Consider the following 21,581-nt stretch of genomic DNA (forward strand, 5'->3'; position numbering starts at 1 on the left):
CCTCGACCACTGGAGACTCCTTGTCCGACCGCCCGGATCCCCGGCCCTCCCGGAGGGGCGGACCCCGCCTGCTCTCCGTCCGGTCGGCCCCCGACCCGGAGGGCATCGTCCTCGTGCTGCACGGCGGCGCGCACCGCGGGGAGCAGGCGATGGTGAGCCCGACCCAGCTGTCGGTGCTGCGGATGGTGCCGGTCGCGCACCGCATCGCCCGCGCAGGACGGTCGCGCCTGGCGGTCCACCGGCTGCTCAACTCCCACCGCGGGTGGGACTCGGGCACGACGCCGGTCATGGACGTCGCGTGGGCGCTCGACCGGGTCACCGAGCAGCACGGCGACGTGCCGGTGGCCCTCGTCGGCCACTCGCTCGGCGGCCGGGCCGCGCTGCTGGGCGGTGACGCTCCGCAGGTGCGCACCGTGGTGGCCCTCAACCCCTGGGTGCTCCCGAGCGACCGGGTCGACCTGAGCGGTCGCCGGGTCCTGGTCGTGCACGGCAGCGAGGACCGCATCGCCCTCCCCGCACGGTCCGCGGAGATGGCACGTCGGCTCTCGGGGGACGCCTCGGTCGGCTACGTCTCCGTGCCCGGTGCCCGCCACGCGATGCTGCGTCAGGGCCGCACCTTCGAGACGCTCGCCGCCGACTTCGTCACCGCGACCCTGCTCGGGGCAGAGCCGCGCACCCGCGCCGTGGCGGCGGTCCTCGACGGCGACACGTTCGTGGACGCCTGACGCTCGATAACCATTCGTTGACCGGGCCCTCCCGAACCTAGGATCGGGCCAGTGAGAACACTGCCTGTCGCCGACCCCGGAACACCGGACCACCGCACCCCCGGCAGGTTCCTGTGGTGGCTGGCCCGGCAGCAGGTGCCCACCCTGCTCGGCGGGATGGCGTTCGGGATCGTGTGGATGTCGTGCCAGGCCGTGATGCCTGCCGTGCTGGGGCGCGCGATCGACCGCGGCGTGGCCGACAAGGACCAGGGACAGCTCGTGCTCTGGGCCGGCGTGATGCTCACGATCGGGCTGCTCCAGGCGGTCACCGGGATCATGCGGCACCGGTTCGCGGTGACCAACTGGCTCACCGCCTCCTACCGGATCGTGCAGCTCACCACCCGGCAGTCGGTGCGGCTGGGCGGCTCGCTGCCGCGCAAGGTCAGCACCGGCGAGGTGATCGCGATCGGCACGACCGACCTCGACCACATCGGCAACGTGATGGACGTGACCGCCCGTTTCGCCGGTGCGATCGTCTCGTTCTTCCTCGTGTCGGCGATCCTGCTCAGCACGTCGGTCCAGCTCGGCCTGCTCGTGCTGCTCGGCGTGCCGCTGCTGCTCCTGGTCATGGGACCGATCCTCAAGCCGCTCCAGGCACGCAGCGCCACCGAGCGCCAGATGCGGTCCGACCTCTCCAACACCGGCACCGACATCGTCGGCGGCCTCCGCGTCCTGCGCGGGATCGGCGGTGAGGGCGTCTTCCTCGACCGCTACCGCCGCGAGTCGCAGGCAACCCGGACGGCCGCCGTCAACGTCGCCAAGCTGCAGTCCGTCCTCGACGCCCTGCAGGTCTTCCTGCCGGGCATCTTCGTGGTGCTCGTGGTCTGGCTGGGCGCCCGCTCGGCCGTGACGGGCGCGATCTCCGCCGGCGAGCTGGTCGCGTTCTACGGCTACTCCGCGTTCCTGATGCTGCCTCTGCGCACCGCGACCGAGTTCGCCAACAAGCTGATCCGCGGCCGCGTCGCCGCCTCGCGCGTGTGCCGCGTGATGGCGCTGGAGCCCGACGTCGTCGAGCCGGTCTCCCCGGCCGCCGTCCCCGCGCCCGGCTCCGAGCTGTACGACGCCCGCTCGGGCCTCCGGGTCCGACCGGGCCTGCTCACCGCGATCGTCTCGGACCAGCCCGACGACTCCGCGCTGCTGGCCGACCGGCTCGGGCTCTGCTCGGCCCAGCAGGACGACGAGGTGTCCCTGGGCGGGACGCCGCTGACCTCGCTGCGCCACGCCGACGTCCGCGAGCGGATCATGGTGTCCGACACCGGCGCGGCCCTCTTCGCCGGCCGGCTGGCCGACCGGATCGACGAGCGTGGCAACGGCGACGTCGAGAAGGCGCTGTTCACCGCGTCGGCCGAGGACATCCTCGAGGCGCTGCCCGAGGGCCTCGACTCCGTCGTCACCGAGAAGGGGCGCTCCTTCTCCGGCGGCCAGCGCCAGCGCCTCGTCCTGGCCCGGGCGCTCGCGGCCGACCCGGAGATCCTCGTGCTGGTCGAGCCCACCAGCGCGGTCGACGCCCACACGGAGGCGCGGATCGCCGCCCGCCTGCGGGCGCACCGCGCGGGTCGGACGACGGTCGTCACGACGGTGAGCCCGCTGCTGCTCGACGCCGTCGACGAGGTGGCCTTCCTGGTCGACGGCCGGGTCGTCGCGGTCGGCACCCACGCGGACCTCCTGTCCGAGGTCGCGGCCTACCGCCGGGTCGTCGTACGCGATGTGGAGGCAGTCGTATGAGTGTCACCACCAGACTTCCCATCGCCGACGGCAAGGCCGTACGCCGTTACGTCGGCCGGGTCGCGCACCGGCACCCCCGCCTCCTGTGGACCGCGCTGGGCCTGCACGTGCTGGCCGCGCTGAGCGCACTGGCCGCGCCGCGCCTGCTCGGCGGGCTGGTGGAGGCGGTCGAGAAGGGGACGACCCGCGCCCACGTCGACCAGATCGTCCTCTGGCTGGCGATCTTCCTCGTGCTGCAGTCGGTGCTGACCCGCTACGCGCGCTACCGCTCGCAGGTGATGGGCGAGCTGGTGCTGGCCGAGCTCCGCGAGGACTTCGTCGCCAACACGCTCGCGCTCCCGGTGGGCACCGTCGAGGCCGCCGGCTCCGGCGACCTGCTCACCCGCACGGGCTCGGACATCGACCGGCTGGGCTGGTCGGTGCGCTGGGCGCTGCCCGAGTGGACGATCGCGGTCGTCTCCGCCGTCCTGACCTTCGGCGCGGCGCTGAGCGTCGGCTGGTGGGTGGCGCTGCCCTGCCTGCTCGCGCTGCCGCCGCTGGTGATCGGGCTGCGGTGGTACCTCGCGCGAGCCAAGGACGGCTACCTCGCCGAGACCGCGTCGTACTCCCAGATCACCACGACGCTGTCGGAGACCGTCGAGGGCGCCCGCACCGTCGAGGCGCTCGGGCTCGGCGAGAAGCGCGTGGAGCTGGGCGATGACGACTGCGCGAAGTCCTTCACCGCGGAGAAGTACACACTGCACCTGCGCACCGTCTTCTTCCCCAGCATGGAGCTGAGCTACCTGCTGCCCGTGGTGGGCACCCTGCTCTTCGGCGGCTGGCTCTACACGCGCGGCGACGTCTCGCTGGCCGAGGTCACCACGGCGACGCTCTACGTGCAGATGCTCATCGACCCGGTCGACCGCATCGTGTCCATCCTCGACGAGCTGCAGCTCGGTGCCGCCGCCCTGGCCCGGCTCCTCGGCGTGGCCCAGGTGCCCGACGACCGGACCGTCTCCGGGCGCGTGCCGGGCTCGGAGAAGCTCGACGCGGAGGACGTCCGCTTCTCCTACGTCGAGGGGCGCGACGTGCTGCACGGCATCGACCTCGACGTCGGCGTCGGCGAGCGAATCGCGATGGTCGGCCCCTCCGGCGCGGGCAAGTCGACGCTGGGCCGGCTGCTCGCCGGCATCCACCCGCCGCGCACCGGTGCGGTGACCGTCGGCGACGTCGGGCTGGTCGAGCTGCCGCTCGGCGACCTGCGCGGACATGTCGCGCTCGTCACCCAGGAGCACCACGTCTTCGTGGGCACGCTGCGGGAGAACGTCGTCCTGGCCCGGCCGGGCGCCCCCGACGACGCGGTCCGGGCCGCCCTCGGTGCCGTCGACGCGCTCGAGTGGGTGGACGCCCTGCCGGCAGGGCTCGACACCGTGGTCGGCTCCGGCGGCCGGGCGGTGACGGCCGCGCAGGCCCAGCAGATCGCCCTGGCCCGGCTGGTGCTCGCCGACCCGCACACGCTCGTGCTCGACGAGGCCACCTCGCTCATCGACCCGCGCGCGGCCCGGCACCTCGAGCGCTCGCTCGCGGCGGTGCTCGAGGGGCGGACGGTCATCGCGATCGCGCACCGCCTCTTCTCCGCCCACGACGCCGACCGGGTCGCGGTGGTGGAGGACGGAGTCATCTCCGAGTTCGGCTCGCACGACGACCTCGTCGCCGCGGGTGGGTCGTACGCCGCGCTCTGGGAGTCGTGGCACGGGACGAGCTGACCCGCCGTCCGGGGCGGTGCTCCAGCCACATTTCCCGGGTCCCGAGTGTGGCTGGACCACCGCTGCAGGGCGTGTCGTACGACGACGCGCGCACCAGAGGCGATCCGGGCGACGGTTGCACCGTGACAGTTCCACTGTCACGATTGATCCATGCGCCTCGCCACCCTCCTGATGTACGACGGCAACCCCCGCAGCGCGGCCGACCAGGTGGTCGCCCTGGAGAGGGCGGGCCTCGACAGCGTGTGGGTCGCGGAGGCCTACGGCTTCGACTCCCCCACGCTGATGGGCTACCTCGCCGCCAAGACCGAGACGGTGCAGATCGGCTCGGGCATCCTCAACATCTACTCCCGCACCCCCGGTGCCCTGCTGCAGACCGCTGCCGGCCTCGACAACGTCAGCCAGGGTCGCGCGATCCTCGGCCTCGGCGTGAGCGGCCCGCAGGTGATCGAGGGCTTCCACGGGGTCCCCTACAAGAGGCCGATGGCGCGGACGGCGGAGGTCATCGAGATCATCCGCAGCGGCCTCATGCGCGAGCCGTTGAGCGCCGACGGCGAGTTCCACCTCCCGCTCACCAAGGAGGACGGCGCCGTCACCGGGCTCGGCAAGCCGCTCAAGCTGCTGACGAAGCCCGAGCGCGACACCATCCCGATCTGGATCGCCTCGCTCGGCCCCAAGAACGTCGAGCAGACCGCCGAGATCGCCGACGGCTGGATCCCCCACCTCTTCCATCCCGAGAAGGCCCACCTGGTCTGGGGTGACGCGCTCGCCGCGGGCAACGCGAAGCGCCAGGCGGGGCTCGCTCCCCTGCAGGTGATGGCCGGCGGCATGCTCGCGATCGGGGAGGGCCAGGAGACCAAGGCGCTGCTCGACTTCGCGCGGCCGATCTTCGCTCTCTACGTCGGCGGCATGGGCGCGAAGGGCAAGAACTTCTACAACGACGTCGCCCGCTCCTACGGCTACGAGAAGGAGGCCGAGGAGATCCAGGACCTCTACCTCTCGGGCAAGAAGAAGGAGGCCGAGGCGCTCGTCCCCACCGAGTGGCTCGAGGCCGCCAACCTCGTCGGCCCCGAGTCCTACATCAAGGAGCGCATCGCGGCCTTCGAGGAGGCCGGCGTCACCGACCTCAACATCACTCCCGTCTCCGACGACCCGGCGGCCACCCTCGCCCAGGTCAAGGAATGGGTGTCCTGAGCTCGTGCACGCCCCGGGTCGCTACGCCAACCTGCGCCGGATCCAGTCCCTGGACCCGGAGGTCGACCACGACGAGATCCTCCGGCTGACGGCCCGCCACGAGTTCCCGTGGGACTACGTCCAGGGCACCGGCATCGCCTTCATGCGCGACTACGGCATCCCCTCGATCGCGGCGCTGCTCGACCGGACCCGCGAGTTCGAGGACCACGGGGTCAAGCGCTACGACGACACGATCCTGATCGGAGACGAGGCGACCCTCGACGGCATCGACTCCCCGCGCTCGCACGCCGCGCTCCGTCGGCTGAACCGGATCCACGGCCACTACGACATCCCGCAGGACGAGCTCGCCTACGTCCTCGCCACCACGATCGTCGGCCCGGGGCGGTGGATCTCCGCCTACGGCTGGCGCCCGCTCGACCCCCACGAGCTCGCCGCCATCGCCAAGGTCACGACGCGCTTCGGCGAGCTGATGGGCATCAAGGACCTTCCGACGACGTACGACGGCTACCTCACGCTGCTCGTCGACTACGAGCGACAGCACTTCGCGCACACCCCCGCGAGCACCCGCCTCGCGGAGGCGTCGATCCGGATCGCCCGCGAGGTCGCCCCGCCGCCGCTGCGACCACTGCTGCGCCGGGCGACGATCGCGATGATGGACGAACCCCTGCGCGAGGCGCTCGGCCTGCCGCGCCAGCCCCGGTGGTTCGTCCGTGCGGTGCACGGCGCCCTCCGGCTGCGAGCCCGCGTGCTGCGCCTCGCGCCCCCGCGCCGTACGCCGTACGTGCACCGCCCCACGACCTATCCCGGCGGCCACCGGCTCGAAGACCTGGGCCCGACCGCGATGCTCGACGCCCTCGACGCCCCCGCCCACGGAAAGAGATCACATGCCTGAGCGCCCCAGCATCCTCGAGCAGGAGCACGAGGACTTCCGCGCCATCGCCCGCGTCTTCTTCGAGAAGGAGGTGGTGCCCTTCCACGAGCAGTGGGAGCGCGACGGCATCGTCGACCGCGAGGTGTGGCGCAAGGCGGGTGAGCGCGGGTTGCTGTGCTTCGACGTCGAGGAGGAGTACGGCGGCGCGGGGATCAGCGACTTCCGCTACAACATGGTGCTCGCCGAGGAGTCGGCGCGCGCCGGCGCCTCGGGCCCGGGCTTCGCGGTGCACAGCGACATCATCGTCCCCTACATCTCCTCGCTCGGCACCGACGAGCAGAAGCAGCGCTGGCTGCCCGGCTGCGTCTCGGGCGACCTCGTCACCGCCATCGCCATGACCGAGCCGGGGGCGGGCTCCGACCTGCAGGGCATCCGTACGACGGCGGTCGACGCCGGCGACCACTACGTCCTCAACGGCTCGAAGACCTTCATCTCCAACGGCATCCTGTCCGACCTGGTGATCGTGGTGTGCCGCACCGACCCGGACGCCGGCCACCAGGGCATCTCGCTGCTGGTCGTCGAGCGAGGCATGGAGGGCTTCGAGCGCGGGCGCAACCTCGACAAGATGGGCCTGCACGCCCAGGACACCGCCGAGCTGTCCTTCACCGACGTCCGCGTCCCCAAGGAGAACCTGCTCGGCGCCGAGGGCTCGGGCTTCGTCTCGCTGATGGAGAACCTGCCCCAGGAGCGGATCTCCATCGGCTGCATCGCGGTCGCCGCGATCGAGCACGTCCTCGACCTGTGCCTGGCGTACGCCAAGGAGCGCGAGGCCTTCGGCAGACCGATCGGCACGTTCCAGCACAACCGCTTCGTGCTCGCCGAGATGGCGACCGAGGCCCACATCGCCCGGGTCTTCATCAACGACTGCGTGCTGCGGCTCAACGCGGGCGACGTCGACACCGCGCTCGCCTCGATGGCGAAGTGGTGGACCACCGAGCTGCAGAAGCGCGTGGTCGACGCGGGCGTCCAGCTGCACGGCGGCTACGGCTACATGAACGAGTACCCGATCTCCAAGGCCTACACCGACTCGCGGATCCAGACGATCTACGGCGGGACGACCGAGATCCAGAAGGAGATCATCGGCCGCATGCTGGGGCTCTGAGGCTCAGCGCAACCGGACGTCGACCTCGCGCCGGAGCACCTGGGTTCCGTCGGCTGTCCGGACCTTCAGCACGACCCGCACGACCGACCCGCGGGCTAGCCCGCGGGCGTCGAGCACCGCCACGAGCCGGTCGGCCTTCCGGTCGTAGCGGAAGCACGTCGGGTCGGCGTCGCCGACACTCATCGTCACGCGGCACTCGCGGCCCATCTCTGCGCTGATGTTGCGCGGCACGACGGCCTGCGCGGCGTCGCGGAGGTGGAGGCTGACGGGCGTGCGGGAGCCCTTCTCGACGACGCCCTTGCCGGCATCAGCGGCGAGCGCCCAGGTGAGTCCACGGAGGCCGTAGCGGACCCGGAGCTGCCCGTCGGTCGTGGTCACGGAGTAGTTCGGTGAGGTCGCCCCGGCGCACGCGACGGCGTACGTCCCGGCCGGGCTGTCGACACCCGCGGAGCTGGCGCAGGTGGCCGGCGTGGTCAGGTCCTGCGCGTCGTCACCGTTGGCGAAGCCGCGGTAGGACGGCACGAGCGCGGGCTCCGCAGCGCCGTAACGTCGTACGGCCGAGGGGGCCATGACGGTCAGTGCCGCGCGCGCGATGGTGAAGGTGCGAGTCACGGAGCCAGCAGGGTCGAGGCCCTCGCCACCCGCCGCCTGGGCGGCGGTCACCGTGCAGGTGCCGGCGCGCAGGAGCGTGAGCCGGGTGCCGGCGACGGTGCAGGCGCCGGTCGCCGTGAAGGTGACCGCGCGTCCGGAGGCACCGCCCGAGCCCTGCAGCAGGACGTCCGGGTCGCCGTACGTCTTGTCGGTGAGGGCGTCGAACGCGATCGTCTGGGACGCCTTGGTGATGTGGACGGAGCGCGTGACGGTCGCCGGGAGGTGGTTGGCGTCGGCGGCCTTGGTGACGGTGAGCTCGCAGTCACCGGCAGCGCTCGGCGTCACGGTGCGACCGTCGACGGAGCACGGGCCGCTGGCCGTCACGGTGACGGCCCCCGGACCCTGGTCCGTCACGACGAGGTCGAACGGACCCTGCGCAGAGGTGCGGTCCGCGATCGGGGCGACGACCAGCTGCTGCGGGGCCCGCGCCACCGTGAGCGTCCGCGACGCGGTCGCCGTCGTGTGGCGGCCGGGGTCGGCCGGGGTGAAGGCCACGCCCAGCTGTCGGTCCTGGCCCGCACCGGGCACGGTCGTCGCATCGACGACGTCCCCGTCGAGACGGTAGGTCCAGCTCCCCCGGGCGTCGGTCGACGCGTCCAGCAGGTCAGCGAGGGTGTCGCCGTAGGTGAGGGAGGCCGCGGAGCCCCAGGTGATGACCGGGGTGCGGTGGTGGGCGGTGACCGAGCGCTGCACGACGGGCGAGGCGGTGCGGGACGGGGTCTCCGCCTGGCCTGCCTCGAGGACGCAGGAGCCGCTGCCGGTGACGGTCACGGTGGCCGCGCCGGCCGTTCCGGCGCTGTGGTCCACCACCGTGCAGGAGCTGTGTGTGGCGGCCGAGATGGTGACCGCGCCACCACCCTGGGTGCCGTCCGCGGTGACCTCGAACGGCGCGTCGTCCGCAGTGACGTCGGTCGGGACGTCACCGAAGGAGACCTCCTGCGGCGCCTTGGCGACGTCGATGATGACGGTCCGCCACGCGGGGAGGTAGTGACTCCGGGCTGCCGCGTCGGGCTCGTAGTGTGCGACGAGCAGCTGGCCGGTCCCGACGCCGAGCACCTCACCGCGGGCCGGCGTCACGCCGTCGGCGAGGTAGTAGTCGATCGTGCCCGTGGCACCCTCGGGGCTGGTCGTGGCGTCGAGCTGGTCGTCCCCCAGCGGGGTGCCGAAGACGATCGTCGCCGGAGGGTCCCACGAGATCGCGGGCAGGACCGGGGCGACCGTCACAGTGACGGAGCGGGTCTCGGACGTCCAGCGGTCGGCGCTGGCGCCGGTGGGCATCCACCGGACGTCGATCACGTGGTCACCGGGCTCGAGGACGGCTCCGTCGGCCGGCGACCCGTCAGCGAGCGTGTAGGTCAGCTCGCCCTCGGGCGCGACCGCGGAGTCGTCGACCTCGGCGGACACGGTGGCATCGAGCTCCTCAGCGCCCAGCGCGTCGCCGTACGACAGCCCCTCGGGCTGCTGCCAGTCGAGGGTCGGCTCGCCCTTGGCGACGTGCAGGGTGCGTACGACGCTCGCCGGGACGTGGTCGGCGTCGCCCGCCTTCGAGACGGTGACCTCGCAGTCGCCGGCGGCGGACGGCGTGACGGTGCGACCAGTGGCCGAGCACGGCCCGGTCACGTCGACGGAGACGGCGCCCGGTCCGTCGTCCGTGACGTCGACCTCGAACGGGGCCTGGCCGTAGGTCCGGTCGGCGAGCGGGGAGACGGAGAGCTGCTGGGCGGCGCGGTGCACGTCGATGGCGCGGGTGGCCGCGGCGGTGGTGTAGCGGTCCGGGTCGGCGGGGCTGAAGACCACCTCGAAGACGCGATCGTCGCCCGCCCCGGGGATGGTGGAACCGTCCACCTCGACTCCGTCGAGGCGGTAGGTCCAAGTGCCTGCAGCGTCGGTGGCCGCGTCGAGCTGGTCCGCCAGGGGCGTGCCATAGGTGATCTCGGTGTCGGGGTCCCAGGTGATGACCGGCGTGCGGCGCGCGACGGTGACCGACCTCTCCACGACGGGTGAGGCCGTGTGGCTCGCGGTCTGGGCCTGGCGCGCCTCGAGCACGCACGCGCCGTTGCGGATGACCGTCACGGTGGCTGCACCTGTCGTGCCAGTGCTGTGGTCGGCGACGGTGCAGGCGCTGCCGGCGACGCGGGAGACGGTGACGTCGCCACCGCCGGACGTCCCGGACGCGGTGACCTCGAAGGGAGCATCGTCGACGGTCGCGGTGGCGGGGACCGTCCCGAAGGTGACGGCCTGAGCCAGGCGTACGACGTCGACCGTGCGCGTCGTGCTGACGGGCGTGAAGGCCGGGGCGGACGGACCGGTGGGCACGAACGTGGCGGTCAGGACCTGCCCGTCCCCCGCCGTCAGGATCGAGCTCGGGGTCAGCACGTTGTTCGCGGCATCGGTGTAGGTGAGGGACCCGGTGAGGTTGGCGGGCGAGACCGTCGCGTCCAGCACCGAGCCCAGCGGCCTGCCCGCGACCACCTGGCCGGGCGTCCAGGCCAGGGTCGGGGTCGCCCTGTCCACGCTCACGGTGAGGGTGCCGGTGCCCGTCTTGCCGCCGTTGTTGGTGGCCGAGCAGCTCACCGTCGTGGTGCCGGGCGCGAAAATGCTGCCCGACGCCGGGGTGCAGGTGGCGCCGTAGGTGCCGTAGTAGTTGTCGGACCCGTAGGCAGAGAAGGTGACCGGGGCGCCCTGCTCGCTCGTCGCCGTCGTCACCACGTTGCCCGACGTGACGACCGTCGGCGTGGGGGCGACCACGGAGACATTCCCCGTCATGCTCATCGTGCCGCCGGTGCTGAGGGTGAACCCAACGACGATCGCGTAGGTGCCGGGCGAGGGCATCTGTCGGTTCGCGTACTGACAGCTGCCGGTCTGGAAGTTGCCCCCGAAGCTGTTCGTGAGGTTGTTGCCGTCCGGGAACGTGGCGAAGCAGCCGGTGATCCTCGCGCCGAGGAACGTGTTCGCGGTCCCGGTCCACGCGAAGCTGACGGACTGGCCGGCCTGGGCGGTCGCGGGCGGGGCTGCGGTCCACGCGATGGTCTGGATCGCGGACGCGGGCGAGCTCGGGACGACGACCAGCGCGGCGGTCGCCAACAGGGAGGCGAGGGCGCCCAGGGCGACGCGTGCGAGGGACGAGCGGGGGGTACGGGAAGTGGCGGGCACGAGCGCAACCGTAGGGGTGGACGCCGATCCCACGTGGGCGAAAGGCACTTCTGTGGCTCTCTGTGGCTCTGTTGTGGATGATCACCCCCCAAGGGGGTGTGCTCGGCGCGGTAGCGGGCCAGCAGGCGGTCGAGCAGCGCCTCCTCCTCGCGGCGAGCGCAGTACTCGCCGGCGGTGCCCACCCGCTCGCTACGGTCGGGGCCATGGACCTCTTCGAGATGGACGAGACCCGCACGATGACTCGCGAGGAGGCCGCGACCAAGCTGCGCGCCCTCGCCGACTCCCTGGCCAAGCACAACTCCGTCGAGTTCGAGCGCGACGGCGGCCGGATCACCGTCGCCGTCCCCGATCGGGTGAACCTGAAGGTCGAGGTCGAGCTGGGCGAGTCCAACGAGGTGGAGATCGAGCTCACCTGGTGAGCCGGTGCGGGCCGAACCGGTCGCCGATCGTCCTCAACTGCTTCTAGCCTGCCGTCATGACCGACTTCACCGAGCAGGACCTGGCCGGCGCGACCTTCCGCCGGGTGAACCTCGCCGGCGCGACCTTCCGAGAGGCCCGCCTCAACGATGCCGTCCTCCAGGACGTCGACCTGAGCGGCACCCGCATCCGGGCGGCCTACCTCGACGGCGTCCGGATGACCGGCGTCGAGGTGCCGGACCTCGAGATCTACGGCGAGCTCGGCCGGCTGCTGGTCAACGGGGTGGACGTCGTCCCGCTGGTCGAGGCCGAGCTGGACCGTCGTACGCCCGAGCGTGCGCTGATGCGCCCGACCGACGCCGACGGGTTCCGCGAGGCCTTCGGCGTGCTGGACCGGCTCTGGGACGGCACCGTCGAGCGCGCTCGCGCGCTCCCGCCGGAGTCGCTGCACGAGCAGGTCGCCGGCGAGTGGTCCTTCACCGAGACGTTGCGCCACCTCGGCTTCGCGCACGCCTGCTGGGTCGGCGGCGTCGTCCTCGCCGATCCCTCGCCGTGGCACCCGCTCGACCTGCCGTGGGACGAGGCACCGACGGTGGAGGGGGTGCCGTGGGACCGCGACGTACGCCCGACGCTCGACGAGGTGCTCGCCGTGCGGGCGGCCCGGCGGGCGACCGTGGCCGCGGTGCTCGACGCTCTCGACGACGAGGGCCTCGCCCGGCCGGTCACCTCCGCGACGCCGTTCATGGCCGACGCCGACTCGCTGACCGTCGCCCAGTGCCTGCGGGTGGTCCTCAACGAGGAGTGGGAGCACCGGCTGTACGCCGAGCGCGACCTGGCGGTGCTGTCCGGCTGACCATGCGCGACGGCTGTGACAATCAGTCGCATGGCCGTCTACCTCGCTTGGACCGCAGCCGCACCGGACACCCTCGAGGGGCCGTGGGCGGAGGCACGGCAGATCGCTCCCGGACTGGTGCTGCTGGACAGCACCGAGCCGCTCTCGGTCGTCTACCACGCCGTCAAGTGGTCGCTCCCCGATGACGCCGCGCTGATCGTCACGCCCGTGCCGACGACGCCCAAGTCGCGCGGCATGGCGCCGGGCACCACCAGGTGGTTGCGCGACCGGACGGACCGACCGCGGGGATAGCGTCCACGCCCGTGCGGGTGGACACTTGCGCGATGACCGCCAGCCTGGGCAGCCGCCTGGCCCACGCCATCGCCACGAAGGACGAGACCGCGCTGCGCGGACTGCTCGCCGCCGACGTCGACTTCAAGGGCCTGACACCCGGCCGCGTGTGGGAGGGCACCGGGCCCGACGACGTCGTGCGCACCGTGCTCGGCGCGTGGTTCGAGGAGTCCGACGAGATCGTCGCGGTCCTCGACGTGACCGACGGGGAGACCGTCGCCGACACCGCACGGGTCAGCTACCGCTTCGACCTGGCCAACGCAGACGGCACCTTCGTGGCCGAGCAGCAGGCCTACTACCGCGGCGCCGAGGTCATCGACCACCTCCGGGTGCTCTGCTCGGGCTTCAGACCGCGCTGAGGCGCCGGGCGAGCTCGCGACCGAGCCGCGCCCCCGAGAGCCACGCCGTCTCCACCTTGGGCTTCGGACCCCACCCGTCCCCGCACGCACCGACCAGCCCGCGGGGACCGTCGACCAGGACGTACGGCTCCTCCCGCTCGCCGGTCGGCCGGGCGAAGGTCCAGCGGTGCACGTGCACGTCCGCCGGCTCGTCGAGGTCCATCAGCCGACGCAGCGCAGCGACGATCCCCGGGCCCGCCCCGGCCGGATCCGCGAGGTGCCGGGCTGCCAGCTCGGGGGTGGAGTGCACCACCAGCACTGGTGCGTCGTCGCCGCGGCGCCGGCCGTCGTCGGCCACCCACCCGACGGCTGCGTCACCGTTGACGAAGGCGCCGTCGAAGCGGCCCGCCGGGCCGAGGTGGTCCCAGGTGCGCTCCGGCCAGCGCGCGGCCAGCGCGATCACCGGCTCCCACGCGCGGGTCAGGACCTCGGTGACGGGGTGGTCCCCACCAAGGCGGCGGGCCTGCGGGTCGGGCATCGCCAGCACGATCGCCGACGCCGTCACGTCGGCCAGGGAGGTCAGGTCAGCCTGCTCCACGTCGAGGTCGGCCGCGAGGTCCTCGACGAGCGAGCGCAGGCCGCTCGGGGCACCCCAGCGCATCGGACCCGTCGTCGTCCTCGGCTCCTCCCCCAGCACGCTGAAGGTGTCGGTCCACGGCGTGGCCAGGCCGCGGGCCGCCCAGTCGTCCACGACGGCTCCGAACCCCGGGTCCGACACGGTGAGGTAGGACGCCCCGAGGTCGGTCGGGCGCTCCCACAGCCGGCGCGAGGCCATCCGTCCGCCGACGCGATGGCCGCGGTCTAGCAGGCGTACGCCGACGCCAGCGGCACGCAGCTCTCGTGCGCAGGCGACGCCCGCGAGACCGGCGCCGACCACCACGACGTCCGACGGCATCACAGGATCGCCTCGGCACGCAAAGTCTGCGCGCAGCGCAGCCCGGCGAGCCCCGCTCCCACGACCACCACGCCTGCGTCCACGCGACGACCCTAGTGAGCCGGTCCTAGGTCGTCGGGACGGTCCGGGTGGTGACGATCTGCTCGGCCAGCACGCGGAGCTTGAGGTTCTTCTGCTGCGACATCCGGCTGAGCACGGAGAAGGCCCGGTCGGGGGTGAGGTCGAAGCGCTCCATCAGGATGCCCGTGGCCTGGCCGATCACCGTGCGGCCGCCGAGCGCCTTCTCCAGCTGCTCGACCTCCTGCGCCGCAGCCAGCGCCACGCCGACGTGGGCGGCGAGGGCCAGGCCGTCGTGGATGTCGTCGGCGGTGAAGGCCGACGCCTCCCTGCCGTAGAGGTTGAGCGCGCCCAGGTCCTTGTCGTTGGAGTACAACCGATAGCTCACGCTGCTGTGCATCCCCAGCCGCTCGACGACCTCGGGGCCCCAGGTCGGCCACCGGTCGTCGGTCGAGAGGTCGTTGCTCACGACCGTCTGGTCCTTGCGCAGCGCGTCCAGGCACGGGCCCTCGTCGAGCTCGTGCTGGAGTGCGTCGACCTGCCGCAGATCGTCGGTGCTCGTGGCGTGCGTGTCGATCCGGTCGCCGCGGTAGACGATGCACACCCCGGCTGCGTCGCACCCGGGGATGATCCTCGTCGCGACCACGACCGCTCGCTCCATCGCCTCCTGCGGACTGTCGTCGTCCTGCATCTCACGGGCAGCAGCGGCCAGCTCGTCGCGGAAGTCGTCGTGGGGAGGCACGGGTGAATCATGACCGACGAGCGCAACCCTGCCGAGGCACTGTCCGGCTAACGTGCAGGGCATGGCCATCAAGCTGGAGAACGTCGCCATCGCGGTGCGCGACCTCGACGAGACCATCGCCTTCTTCACCGACCTCGGACTCTCGGTGCTCGGTCGCGACACGGTGAGCGGCGAGTGGACCGACACCGCCGTCGGCCTCGACGGCAACCACGCCAAGATCGCCATGCTGCAGACGCCCGACGGGCACGGCCGGCTCGAGCTCTTCGAGTACATCCATCCCGACGCGATCGAGACCGAGCCGACCCTGCCCAACGAGATCGGCATGCACCGCGTGGCCTTCTCGGTCGACGATCTCGACGCGGCACTGGAGGTCGCCGCGCGCCACGGGTGCCACCCGCTGCGGGGCGTGGCGACCTACGAGGACGTCTACAGGCTCACCTACGTCCGTGGGCCCAGCGGCATCATCGTCATGCTCGCCGAGGAGCTGAGGAAGGCCTGACGCACGCGCTGTCCACCCCCAACGGGTAGACATGAGCCATGGCTTCCTCGCTGGTGCGTCCCCGTCAGGGCAAGATCATCGCCGGCGTGTGCGCCGGCCTCGCCGACCGGTTCGGCATCTCCCGCGGCCTGGTGCGCCTGGGCTTCGTCGTCTTCGGCATCGTCGGCGCGGGCGAGATCGCCTACATCATCGCGTGGATCGTCATGCCGAAGGGCGACTGACCGCGGCCCTCACCCAGCCGCCTGCAGTGCCTTGACCTCGTCGCGTGCGGCGACCACGGACGCCCGCTGGCGCTCGACCACGGCCCGGAAGCCGGCGCTCAGGTCCATCTCGAGGGCGTCGTCGTACTCCGACACCGCGTGGTCCTCGCCCGTCGACGCGGCGGCGAGGACGCTGCTCGCGTCGTCACCCGTCAGCGCGTCCTTGAGCGAGATCCAGCCACGGTGGACGGCCGCGGCGACCGTCCCGCTCTCGTCGACGTCGTCGCCGTACTCGTGCCCGAGGTCGACGATCTCCCGCCGGAACCCGGCGCGCTGCTCGGACAGGCGCTGCAGGGTCGTCGCCCACTCCGCGTGGTCGCTGTCGCGCAGCTTCTCCGCAGCGGCGGCGAAGCCTCGCTCGCCGTCCTTCAGTGTCTCGACCAGCTCCTTGGCGGCCTTCGCGTCGTCCGACATGTTCGCTCCTTCGTGAGGGGTGTGCCTCCACCCTCACCGAAGCGGCGTCGCGAGTGACCACCCTTGGGGATGACGCTTTCGTGCCGCGGACGTCGCGCCCCAGTCGTGCCTGCGACGGGGACCGTCCTCACCCGGACGCGTCGCCCTCGCGCCGCTCGTGCAGCCGCTGCTGCGCGGCGGCGAGGAAGGCCAGACAGGGCGCGTCCTCCCCCGGGTGCTTCTCCACGAGGTGGAACGTCCAGCGGTCCATGGCGGCCATGAAGCCGTTGTCGCCGCCGGCCCGGTGCGTCGACCAGGCCCGGTGGCCGCGGGCGACGCACGTCGAGCAGCTGATCCGGTAGAGGAACTGCTGCTCGCCGTCGAGGTCGATCGTGACCTTTGCGAGCGGCCCCGCCTGCGCAGCAGCCTTCCTCTCGCGGGCCGAGCGGCTCGCGACCATGTCGTCTCCAGGGGTGTCGTGGTGGAAGGGGAAAGCGAGCGACGCCTAGAGCGCCACGTCCTCCGGGATCACCCGGAGCACGGAGACCGTGCCGGCCTCGCGACCCACGACGACCTTGACGCCGTCGAGCCGACCCAGCGCCGAGCGCACGTCGTCCACCTCGAGGTGGGTGTCGACGGCGATGTCCGCGTCGCGCACGGGCACCGTCTCGCCCGGCCACAGGTCTGAGGGAACCTCGAAGGGGTCGAAGTCGGTCTGGGCGGCCGCCCAGAGCTGGAGGGCGGACTCGGCGACGATGTCGTCGGTGGTGGCGTCGTCAGCATGCATGGGGTCGACGGTACTTCCCCCCACCGGTTGACTGTCGCCATGCCCACCCGACTCCTCATGGTCGCCGACACCCACGTCCCGCAGCGGGCCCGTCACCTGCCCGACCAGGTGTGGCAGGCGGTGGACGAGGCGGACGTCGTGGTGCACGCGGGCGACTGGGTCGACGTGCGCCTCCTGGACGCGCTCGAGGCACGGTCCCGCCGGCTCGTTGCGGTCTTCGGCAACAACGACCACGGCGAGCTGCGGGAGCGCCTGTCGGAGGTGGCGCGCGCCGAGATCGAGGGCGTCCGGCTCGGCGTGGTGCACGAGACCGGGCAGGCCGCGGGCCGCGAGGAGCGGATGAGCGCCCTCCACCCAGACCTCGACGTCCTCGTCTTCGGTCACAGCCACATCCCATGGGACACGACGACGGCCACTGGCCTGCGCCTGCTCAACCCCGGCTCCCCCACCGACCGCCGCCGCCAGCCCCACTGCACCTACCTGACGGCCACCGCCGAGGGCGGCGACCTGCGCGACGTCACCCTCCATCGGCTTCCACCGAGGAGGTAGGCGCCCACGCGCGGAGGTGCGCCGCCTCAGGCTCCGGGTCCTCCCGGGCGCAGCGAGGGACAGTCGGGGTTGGTGCACTCGCGCACGTCCACGGTGGGGTCACCGCCGCCCACGACACCGTCCTCCGGGCCCGCCGGGCCGTCAGGCACCTCGTCGGGGACGCCCGGATGGGGCAGGAGCCGGACCGCAGCGCCGCAGACGGCGCACTTCTCATAGTCGGAGTACACGTCCAGACCCTAGCCAGCCCAGCCCACGGCCCACCATGATGTGACCCCCGCCACTCTCGGATCACCCCAGGAGAGCCCGATGCCCGACGAGATCCCTGCCGAGGTCGCGGCAGTCCGTGAGCAGTACGAGGCCCGCATCCTCGGGCTGCACATGCCGGCGACGGTGCGCCAGGCGGCGGAGAGGTACGGCGACCAGCCGGCGTTCTCCGACAGGTTCGACGTGCCCGAGGGCGAGACCTGGTCGACCCTGACCTGGGCCGGGACATGGGAGCAGACCGAGCGGGTGGCGGCGGCGCTGATCGACCTCGGCGTCGAGACCGGCGACCCGGTCGCCATCATGGCCAACAACCGCACGGCCCACACGCTCGTCGACTACGGCGCGATGACCGCGGCCGCGGTGCCGATGTCGGTCTACAACACCCTCGCCCAGGACCAGGTCGCCTTCATCGCCGCGGAGGCGCGGCCGGTCGTCGTCGTCCTCGAGGACCACGACCGCTACCAGCGCTGGGAGAGGGCGCTCACCGAGGTCGACTCGATCCGCCACGTCGTGATGTTCGGCGACGCCGAGCGCGTCGACGACGAGCGGGTGATGACGTGGACCGACTTCCTCGCCCGCGGTGGGGACGCGAGCGGCGTCGAGGCGCGGATGGACCGGATCACTCCCGACCTGCCCGCCACCTTCCTCTACACCTCGGGCACGACGGGCAACCCCAAGGGCGTCGTGCTCACCCACCACAACGTGATGTACGAGGCGGTCTCCACCCTCGACGCCGCCGGCCTGGTGGGCCAGCAGCGCACGATCAGCTACCTCCCGCTGGCGCACATCGCCGAGCGGGTGCTGGCGACCTACGGTCCCCCGTTCCTCGGCAGCCACGTGCACGCGATCCCGGACCCGGCCGGACTCCTCGGTGCCCTCGGCGAGGTCCACCCGACGGCGTTCTTCGGCGTCCCGCGGGTGTGGGAGAAGATCAAGACCGGCATCTCGGCCAAGCTCGCCGAGGACCCCGACCCCGACAACCAGACCATGGTCACCAACGCCATGGCGGCCGGCCTGGCCTGGACGCAGGCCCACGAGTACGGCAGCTCGATGACGCCGGAGGTCGAGGCGGCGTACGCCCGGGCCGACGAGGGGATCCTGGCCTTCCTCCGCCTGCTGCTCGGCCTCGACCAGGTGCAGTGGGCCGCCAGCGCCGCGGCGCCCATGCCGCTGGAGGTCGCCAAGTTCATGGGCGGCCTCGGCCTCAAGGTGTACGACGTCTACGGCATGACCGAGACGACCGGCGCCTTCACCTCCAACGGCCCCGACCACTTCAAGCTCGGCACCGTCGGGGTGCCCAATCCCGGCATCGAGGTGCGACTCGGCGAGGACGGCGAGATCCTGTGCCGCGGGCCGGTCAACACCCCCGGCTACTACCGCCAGGAGGCCGCGACCCGGGCGCTGATCGACGACGACGGCTGGATCCACACCGGCGACATCGGCACGGTCGACGAGGACGGCTTCTACTCGATCATCGACCGCAAGAAGGAGCTGATCATCACCTCGGCGGGCAAGAACATCGCGCCCTCCAACATCGAGAACTACCTCAAGGAGTCGCCCATCGTCGGCCACGCGATGGCGCTGGGCGACAACCGCTCCTACGTCGTCGCGATCCTGACGCTCGACGGCGAGATCGCTCCCCTGGTGGCGGCCAAGCTCGGTGTCGAGTTCACCGACCTGGCCGACCTGTCGACCAAGCCGGAGATCCGCGCGATGGCGCAAGCGGCCGTCGACAAGGCCAACGAGCGGCTCTCGCGGCCCGAGCAGGTCAAGGCCTGGGAGCTGCTGCCCCACGAGTGGACGGCCGAGTCCGAGGAGCTCACCCCGACGCTCAAGCTCAAGCGCCGGGTCGTCAACACCAAGTACGCCGACGTGGTGGAGAAGCTGTACGAGTGAGCCGGGACCACGCGTTCGACCTGCAGGCGCACCGCGGCGGTGCGGGGCTCTGGCCGGAGAACACGCTCGAGGCCTTCGGCCGCGCCCTCGCGCTCGGCGTCTCGACGCTGGAGCTCGACGTCCACCTGACGGCCCAGGACGACGTCGTGGTCGCCCACGACCCGGCCCTCGCGGACGCCCGGCGGATCCGCCGACTCACCCGCGCCGACCTGCCCCCGACGATGCCGCTGCTCCGCGACGTCGCGGCGCTGCTCGAGGAGCGCGGCGCCGATCCGGTGCGGATCAACCTGGAGATCAAGTACGACGCCCTCGACGCCGCGGGGCTCACCAGCCGGGAGGCCTTCGTGGGCAAGGTCGTCGACGCGCTGCACATCGACGGCCTCGTCGGGCGCGCCAGCATCCAGTGCTTCGACTGGGGCGTGCTCGACCGGGTGGGCGACGCCGAGCCGGCCCTGGCGCGCAACCTCCTGGTCTCGCCGAAGTACCTCCGGGCGACCGCCGAGGCCCCCTCCCCCTGGTTCGACGGGCTCGCCGTCGACGCCGACTACGTGCGTACGGCGGCGGCCGAGGGCTTCACCGCGATCTCCCCCATCCACGGCTCCCCCTTCGCGTCCGGCGTGACCGACCCGGCGTACCGGCCCTTCGCGACGGAGTCCCTGATCGCCGAGGCCCACGGCGCCGGCCTGGCCGTCATCCCCTACGTCGTCGACGACGAGGCCACGATGCGCCACCTGGTCCGGATCGGGGCCGACGGGCTGATCACCAACCGCCCCGACCGGCTGCGCGAGATGCTGGCCGACGAGGGGCTCGACGTCCCGCCGAGCTTCGGCCACCCTTGAGGCAACCGACGGAGGACTTGATGCGTCTCCCCATCATGAGGACCCTGTCCCGCACCACGCTCCTGGCCGCGACCGCGCTCACGCTCGCCGCCTCCCTCGCCCCCGCCACGCAGGCGCTGCCGGGCACGACGGGCCGGGCGACGCCTCGCACCGTGCTCGACGTACGCAACCTCGAGCAGGGGGCGCCCCCCGCCCTCGCGTGGAGCGAGCGGCGCTCCGGTCGGACCGTCGTCCACGGTGTCGGCGGCACGTCGACCCCCGTCCCTAACGACCTCACCGAGCTCGCCCCGATGGGCTCCGGCTACGTCATCCAGACGGCCGGCAACCGGCCCACGACCACCCGGTGGGTCGCCGCCGACGGCACGCCCGGCCGACGCGAGTGGCGCACGGGCAACGGGCTCGCCGTGTCCGCACAGGGCAGGGCGGTCGCCTTCTCGGGCAGGCGCGGCAAGGTCTGGACCATCGACAGCGAGGGCGACCGGGTCCTGAGGTTCACCCCCGTGCCGATCACCGGCAAGGGGCAGGCCGTCGCACTCTTCGGTGAGGACTGCAAGGAGAGTGGGACCAGCACCGGCTGCACGATCTTCGTCAACGGCGCGCGTGGCTGGCTCACCTCCTCGCACGGGATCGTCGACCGGGCACCGCACGTCCGGCTGACCTCGACCGGCCGCGGGCGCTGGCTCGGCGGCATCACCTCGGTCAGCGACACCGGCACGTGCAGCGCGATGCTGCGCAACGCCCGGGTGGCGTGGCGCACCTGCGACAACCGGTTCGCCGACATCTCCCCGGACAACCGCCACGTCCTCGGCCTCCCGGCGTACGGCGACGGGTTCGGCCCGCAGACGCTCGACCTGCTGGCCACGGCCGACGGCTCGGTGGTCCGGTCCTTCACCGCCGCGCGCAACGGTCGCTCGGCGACGTACTTCGAGGAGGTCTGGGAGGACGCGGGGCACGTGCTCGTCGTGACGTTCCAGGACGGTGAGTGGGCGGTCGTGCGGCTCGGCGTCGACGGGTCCATGGAGTACGCCGTGGCGCCGCGGGCCGGATCGTCCGACGTCCGGTCGCCCTTCCAGCTCCAGACCCGATGAGGCGTTGCCCGGTCTAGACCTCAGGGGAATCACCGATGCACGATGTCGGTCC

At 72.3% G+C, this 21,581-nt stretch carries 23 protein-coding genes; 16 read left to right on the forward strand and 7 right to left on the reverse strand.

Annotation, left to right across the window (positions count from 1 at the left end; genetic code table 11):
• Positions 1-20: 20 nt before the first annotated feature.
• The 6 genes from JWN97_RS11125 (at position 21) to JWN97_RS11150 (ending at position 7,458) form a co-directional block, all read left to right on the forward strand.
• Positions 21-725 (forward strand): alpha/beta hydrolase, encoded by a 705-nt coding sequence (locus JWN97_RS11125; RefSeq protein WP_297622453.1) that lies wholly within the window; start codon positions 21-23, stop codon positions 723-725.
• A 51-nt stretch (positions 726-776) separates the two neighbouring features.
• A complete protein-coding gene (locus JWN97_RS11130) occupies positions 777-2,489 on the forward strand; it encodes an ABC transporter ATP-binding protein (protein WP_297622455.1) in 1,713 nt (570 codons plus the stop codon).
• Positions 2,486-4,234 (forward strand): ABC transporter ATP-binding protein, encoded by a 1,749-nt coding sequence (locus tag JWN97_RS11135; protein ID WP_297622456.1) that lies wholly within the window; start codon positions 2,486-2,488, stop codon positions 4,232-4,234. The genes JWN97_RS11130 and JWN97_RS11135 overlap by 4 nt, the downstream gene beginning before the upstream one ends.
• A gap of 150 nt (positions 4,235-4,384) precedes the next feature.
• Positions 4,385-5,425, forward strand: coding sequence for an LLM class F420-dependent oxidoreductase (locus JWN97_RS11140; protein ID WP_297622458.1), 1,041 nt, complete (start codon positions 4,385-4,387; stop codon positions 5,423-5,425).
• A gap of 4 nt (positions 5,426-5,429) precedes the next feature.
• Positions 5,430-6,317, forward strand: a complete 888-nt coding sequence (locus tag JWN97_RS11145) for an oxygenase MpaB family protein (RefSeq protein ID WP_297622460.1) — start codon at positions 5,430-5,432, stop codon at positions 6,315-6,317.
• Positions 6,310-7,458 carry an acyl-CoA dehydrogenase family protein gene (locus JWN97_RS11150; RefSeq protein WP_297622462.1) on the forward strand — a complete coding sequence of 383 codons (1,149 nt, stop codon included), beginning with the start codon at positions 6,310-6,312 and terminating at the stop codon, positions 7,456-7,458. The genes JWN97_RS11145 and JWN97_RS11150 overlap by 8 nt, the downstream gene beginning before the upstream one ends.
• Positions 7,459-7,461: 3 nt before the next feature.
• Here the strand turns inward: JWN97_RS11150 and JWN97_RS11155 are convergent, their stop codons facing one another.
• A complete protein-coding gene (locus tag JWN97_RS11155; protein WP_297622464.1) occupies positions 7,462-11,262 on the reverse strand; it encodes an MBG domain-containing protein in 3,801 nt (1,266 codons plus the stop codon).
• A gap of 203 nt (positions 11,263-11,465) precedes the next feature.
• Here JWN97_RS11155 and JWN97_RS11160 point away from each other — a divergent pair, with 203 nt between their 5' ends.
• From JWN97_RS11160 to JWN97_RS11175, 4 genes are read left to right on the forward strand one after another with little or no spacing between them, the layout of a single operon-like run.
• Entirely contained in the window at positions 11,466-11,681 is a 216-nt protein-coding gene (locus JWN97_RS11160) for an amphi-Trp domain-containing protein (RefSeq protein WP_297622466.1), read from the forward strand.
• A 56-nt stretch (positions 11,682-11,737) separates the two neighbouring features.
• The gene (locus JWN97_RS11165; protein ID WP_297622468.1) at positions 11,738-12,532 is read left to right on the forward strand and encodes a DinB family protein; all 795 of its coding nucleotides are present in this window, start codon (positions 11,738-11,740) and stop codon (positions 12,530-12,532) included.
• 30 nt (positions 12,533-12,562) lie between these two features.
• The gene (locus JWN97_RS11170; protein WP_297622470.1) at positions 12,563-12,823 is read left to right on the forward strand and encodes a hypothetical protein; all 261 of its coding nucleotides are present in this window, start codon (positions 12,563-12,565) and stop codon (positions 12,821-12,823) included.
• A gap of 32 nt (positions 12,824-12,855) precedes the next feature.
• Positions 12,856-13,221 (forward strand): hypothetical protein, encoded by a 366-nt coding sequence (locus tag JWN97_RS11175; RefSeq protein ID WP_297622472.1) that lies wholly within the window; start codon positions 12,856-12,858, stop codon positions 13,219-13,221.
• Here JWN97_RS11175 and JWN97_RS11180 read toward each other — a convergent pair.
• Both JWN97_RS11180 and JWN97_RS11185 read right to left on the reverse strand, forming a co-directional pair.
• Positions 13,208-14,155 carry an NAD(P)-binding protein gene (locus tag JWN97_RS11180; RefSeq protein WP_297622476.1) on the reverse strand — a complete coding sequence of 316 codons (948 nt, stop codon included), beginning with the start codon at positions 14,153-14,155 and terminating at the stop codon, positions 13,208-13,210. The two genes, JWN97_RS11175 and JWN97_RS11180, sit on opposite strands and share 14 nt — an antisense overlap.
• A 106-nt stretch (positions 14,156-14,261) precedes the next feature.
• Positions 14,262-14,954 carry a GAF and ANTAR domain-containing protein gene (locus JWN97_RS11185; RefSeq protein ID WP_297622478.1) on the reverse strand — a complete coding sequence of 231 codons (693 nt, stop codon included), beginning with the start codon at positions 14,952-14,954 and terminating at the stop codon, positions 14,262-14,264.
• A gap of 61 nt (positions 14,955-15,015) precedes the next feature.
• Here JWN97_RS11185 and JWN97_RS11190 point away from each other — a divergent pair, with 61 nt between their 5' ends.
• Entirely contained in the window at positions 15,016-15,453 is a 438-nt protein-coding gene (locus JWN97_RS11190) for a VOC family protein (RefSeq protein ID WP_297622480.1), read from the forward strand.
• 38 nt (positions 15,454-15,491) lie between these two features.
• The gene (locus tag JWN97_RS11195) at positions 15,492-15,674 is read left to right on the forward strand and encodes a PspC domain-containing protein (RefSeq protein ID WP_297622483.1); all 183 of its coding nucleotides are present in this window, start codon (positions 15,492-15,494) and stop codon (positions 15,672-15,674) included.
• Positions 15,675-15,683: 9 nt separating this feature from the next.
• Here JWN97_RS11195 and JWN97_RS11200 read toward each other — a convergent pair whose 3' ends face one another.
• The 3 genes from JWN97_RS11200 to JWN97_RS11210 form a co-directional block, all read right to left on the reverse strand.
• Positions 15,684-16,127: a PA2169 family four-helix-bundle protein gene (locus JWN97_RS11200; RefSeq protein WP_297622485.1), complete on the reverse strand. Its 444-nt coding sequence runs from the start codon at positions 16,125-16,127 to the stop codon at positions 15,684-15,686.
• A gap of 127 nt (positions 16,128-16,254) precedes the next feature.
• Positions 16,255-16,566, reverse strand: a complete 312-nt coding sequence (locus tag JWN97_RS11205; RefSeq protein WP_297622487.1) for a hypothetical protein — start codon at positions 16,564-16,566, stop codon at positions 16,255-16,257.
• 45 nt (positions 16,567-16,611) lie between these two features.
• A complete protein-coding gene (locus JWN97_RS11210) occupies positions 16,612-16,893 on the reverse strand; it encodes a hypothetical protein (protein WP_297622489.1) in 282 nt (93 codons plus the stop codon).
• Positions 16,894-16,932: 39 nt separating this feature from the next.
• On the opposite strand from JWN97_RS11210, the gene JWN97_RS11215 reads away from it, so the two are divergent.
• On the forward strand, positions 16,933-17,442 hold the full coding sequence (locus JWN97_RS11215) for a metallophosphoesterase (protein ID WP_297622491.1): 510 nt from the start codon (positions 16,933-16,935) through the stop codon (positions 17,440-17,442).
• Positions 17,443-17,468: 26 nt separating this feature from the next.
• Here the strand turns inward: JWN97_RS11215 and JWN97_RS11220 are convergent, their stop codons facing one another.
• Complete coding sequence (locus tag JWN97_RS11220) at positions 17,469-17,669, reverse strand: hypothetical protein (protein WP_297622493.1); 201 nt, start codon at positions 17,667-17,669, stop codon at positions 17,469-17,471.
• Between the two features lie 79 nt (positions 17,670-17,748).
• Here JWN97_RS11220 and JWN97_RS11225 point away from each other — a divergent pair, with 79 nt between their 5' ends.
• Genes JWN97_RS11225 through JWN97_RS11235 form a run of 3 tightly spaced genes read left to right on the forward strand, consistent with a single transcriptional unit; the run spans position 17,749 to position 21,529 of the window.
• On the forward strand, positions 17,749-19,602 hold the full coding sequence (locus tag JWN97_RS11225; RefSeq protein ID WP_297622495.1) for an AMP-dependent synthetase/ligase: 1,854 nt from the start codon (positions 17,749-17,751) through the stop codon (positions 19,600-19,602).
• On the forward strand, positions 19,599-20,441 hold the full coding sequence (locus JWN97_RS11230) for a glycerophosphodiester phosphodiesterase family protein (RefSeq protein WP_297622497.1): 843 nt from the start codon (positions 19,599-19,601) through the stop codon (positions 20,439-20,441). The genes JWN97_RS11225 and JWN97_RS11230 overlap by 4 nt, the downstream gene beginning before the upstream one ends.
• Before the next feature lie 20 nt (positions 20,442-20,461).
• Positions 20,462-21,529: a hypothetical protein gene (locus JWN97_RS11235; RefSeq protein ID WP_297622499.1), complete on the forward strand. Its 1,068-nt coding sequence runs from the start codon at positions 20,462-20,464 to the stop codon at positions 21,527-21,529.
• The last annotated feature ends 52 nt before the right edge of the window (positions 21,530-21,581 follow it).

Source organism: Nocardioides sp. (assembly GCF_025965415.1).
Lineage (GTDB): Bacteria > Actinomycetota > Actinomycetes > Propionibacteriales > Nocardioidaceae > Nocardioides.

Excerpts from the sequence above, each read along its gene's own strand:
- JWN97_RS11210 (WP_297622489.1), bottom strand. The coding sequence starts at position 16,893 with ATGCATGCTGACGACGCCACCACCGACGACATCGTCGCCGAGTCCGCC.
- JWN97_RS11225 (WP_297622495.1), top strand. The coding sequence starts at position 17,749 with ATGCCCGACGAGATCCCTGCCGAGGTCGCGGCAGTCCGTGAGCAGTAC.
- JWN97_RS11190 (WP_297622480.1), top strand. The coding sequence starts at position 15,016 with ATGGCCATCAAGCTGGAGAACGTCGCCATCGCGGTGCGCGACCTCGAC.
- JWN97_RS11150 (WP_297622462.1), top strand. The coding sequence starts at position 6,310 with ATGCCTGAGCGCCCCAGCATCCTCGAGCAGGAGCACGAGGACTTCCGC.
- JWN97_RS11200 (WP_297622485.1), bottom strand. The coding sequence starts at position 16,127 with ATGTCGGACGACGCGAAGGCCGCCAAGGAGCTGGTCGAGACACTGAAG.
- JWN97_RS11135 (WP_297622456.1), top strand. The coding sequence starts at position 2,486 with ATGAGTGTCACCACCAGACTTCCCATCGCCGACGGCAAGGCCGTACGC.
- JWN97_RS11205 (WP_297622487.1), bottom strand. The coding sequence starts at position 16,566 with ATGGTCGCGAGCCGCTCGGCCCGCGAGAGGAAGGCTGCTGCGCAGGCG.
- JWN97_RS11180 (WP_297622476.1), bottom strand. The coding sequence starts at position 14,155 with ATGCCGTCGGACGTCGTGGTGGTCGGCGCCGGTCTCGCGGGCGTCGCC.
- JWN97_RS11160 (WP_297622466.1), top strand. The coding sequence starts at position 11,466 with ATGGACCTCTTCGAGATGGACGAGACCCGCACGATGACTCGCGAGGAG.
- JWN97_RS11175 (WP_297622472.1), top strand. The coding sequence starts at position 12,856 with ATGACCGCCAGCCTGGGCAGCCGCCTGGCCCACGCCATCGCCACGAAG.
- JWN97_RS11165 (WP_297622468.1), top strand. The coding sequence starts at position 11,738 with ATGACCGACTTCACCGAGCAGGACCTGGCCGGCGCGACCTTCCGCCGG.
- JWN97_RS11195 (WP_297622483.1), top strand. The coding sequence starts at position 15,492 with ATGGCTTCCTCGCTGGTGCGTCCCCGTCAGGGCAAGATCATCGCCGGC.
- JWN97_RS11170 (WP_297622470.1), top strand. The coding sequence starts at position 12,563 with ATGGCCGTCTACCTCGCTTGGACCGCAGCCGCACCGGACACCCTCGAG.
- JWN97_RS11140 (WP_297622458.1), top strand. The coding sequence starts at position 4,385 with ATGCGCCTCGCCACCCTCCTGATGTACGACGGCAACCCCCGCAGCGCG.
- JWN97_RS11235 (WP_297622499.1), top strand. The coding sequence starts at position 20,462 with ATGCGTCTCCCCATCATGAGGACCCTGTCCCGCACCACGCTCCTGGCC.
- JWN97_RS11215 (WP_297622491.1), top strand. The coding sequence starts at position 16,933 with ATGCCCACCCGACTCCTCATGGTCGCCGACACCCACGTCCCGCAGCGG.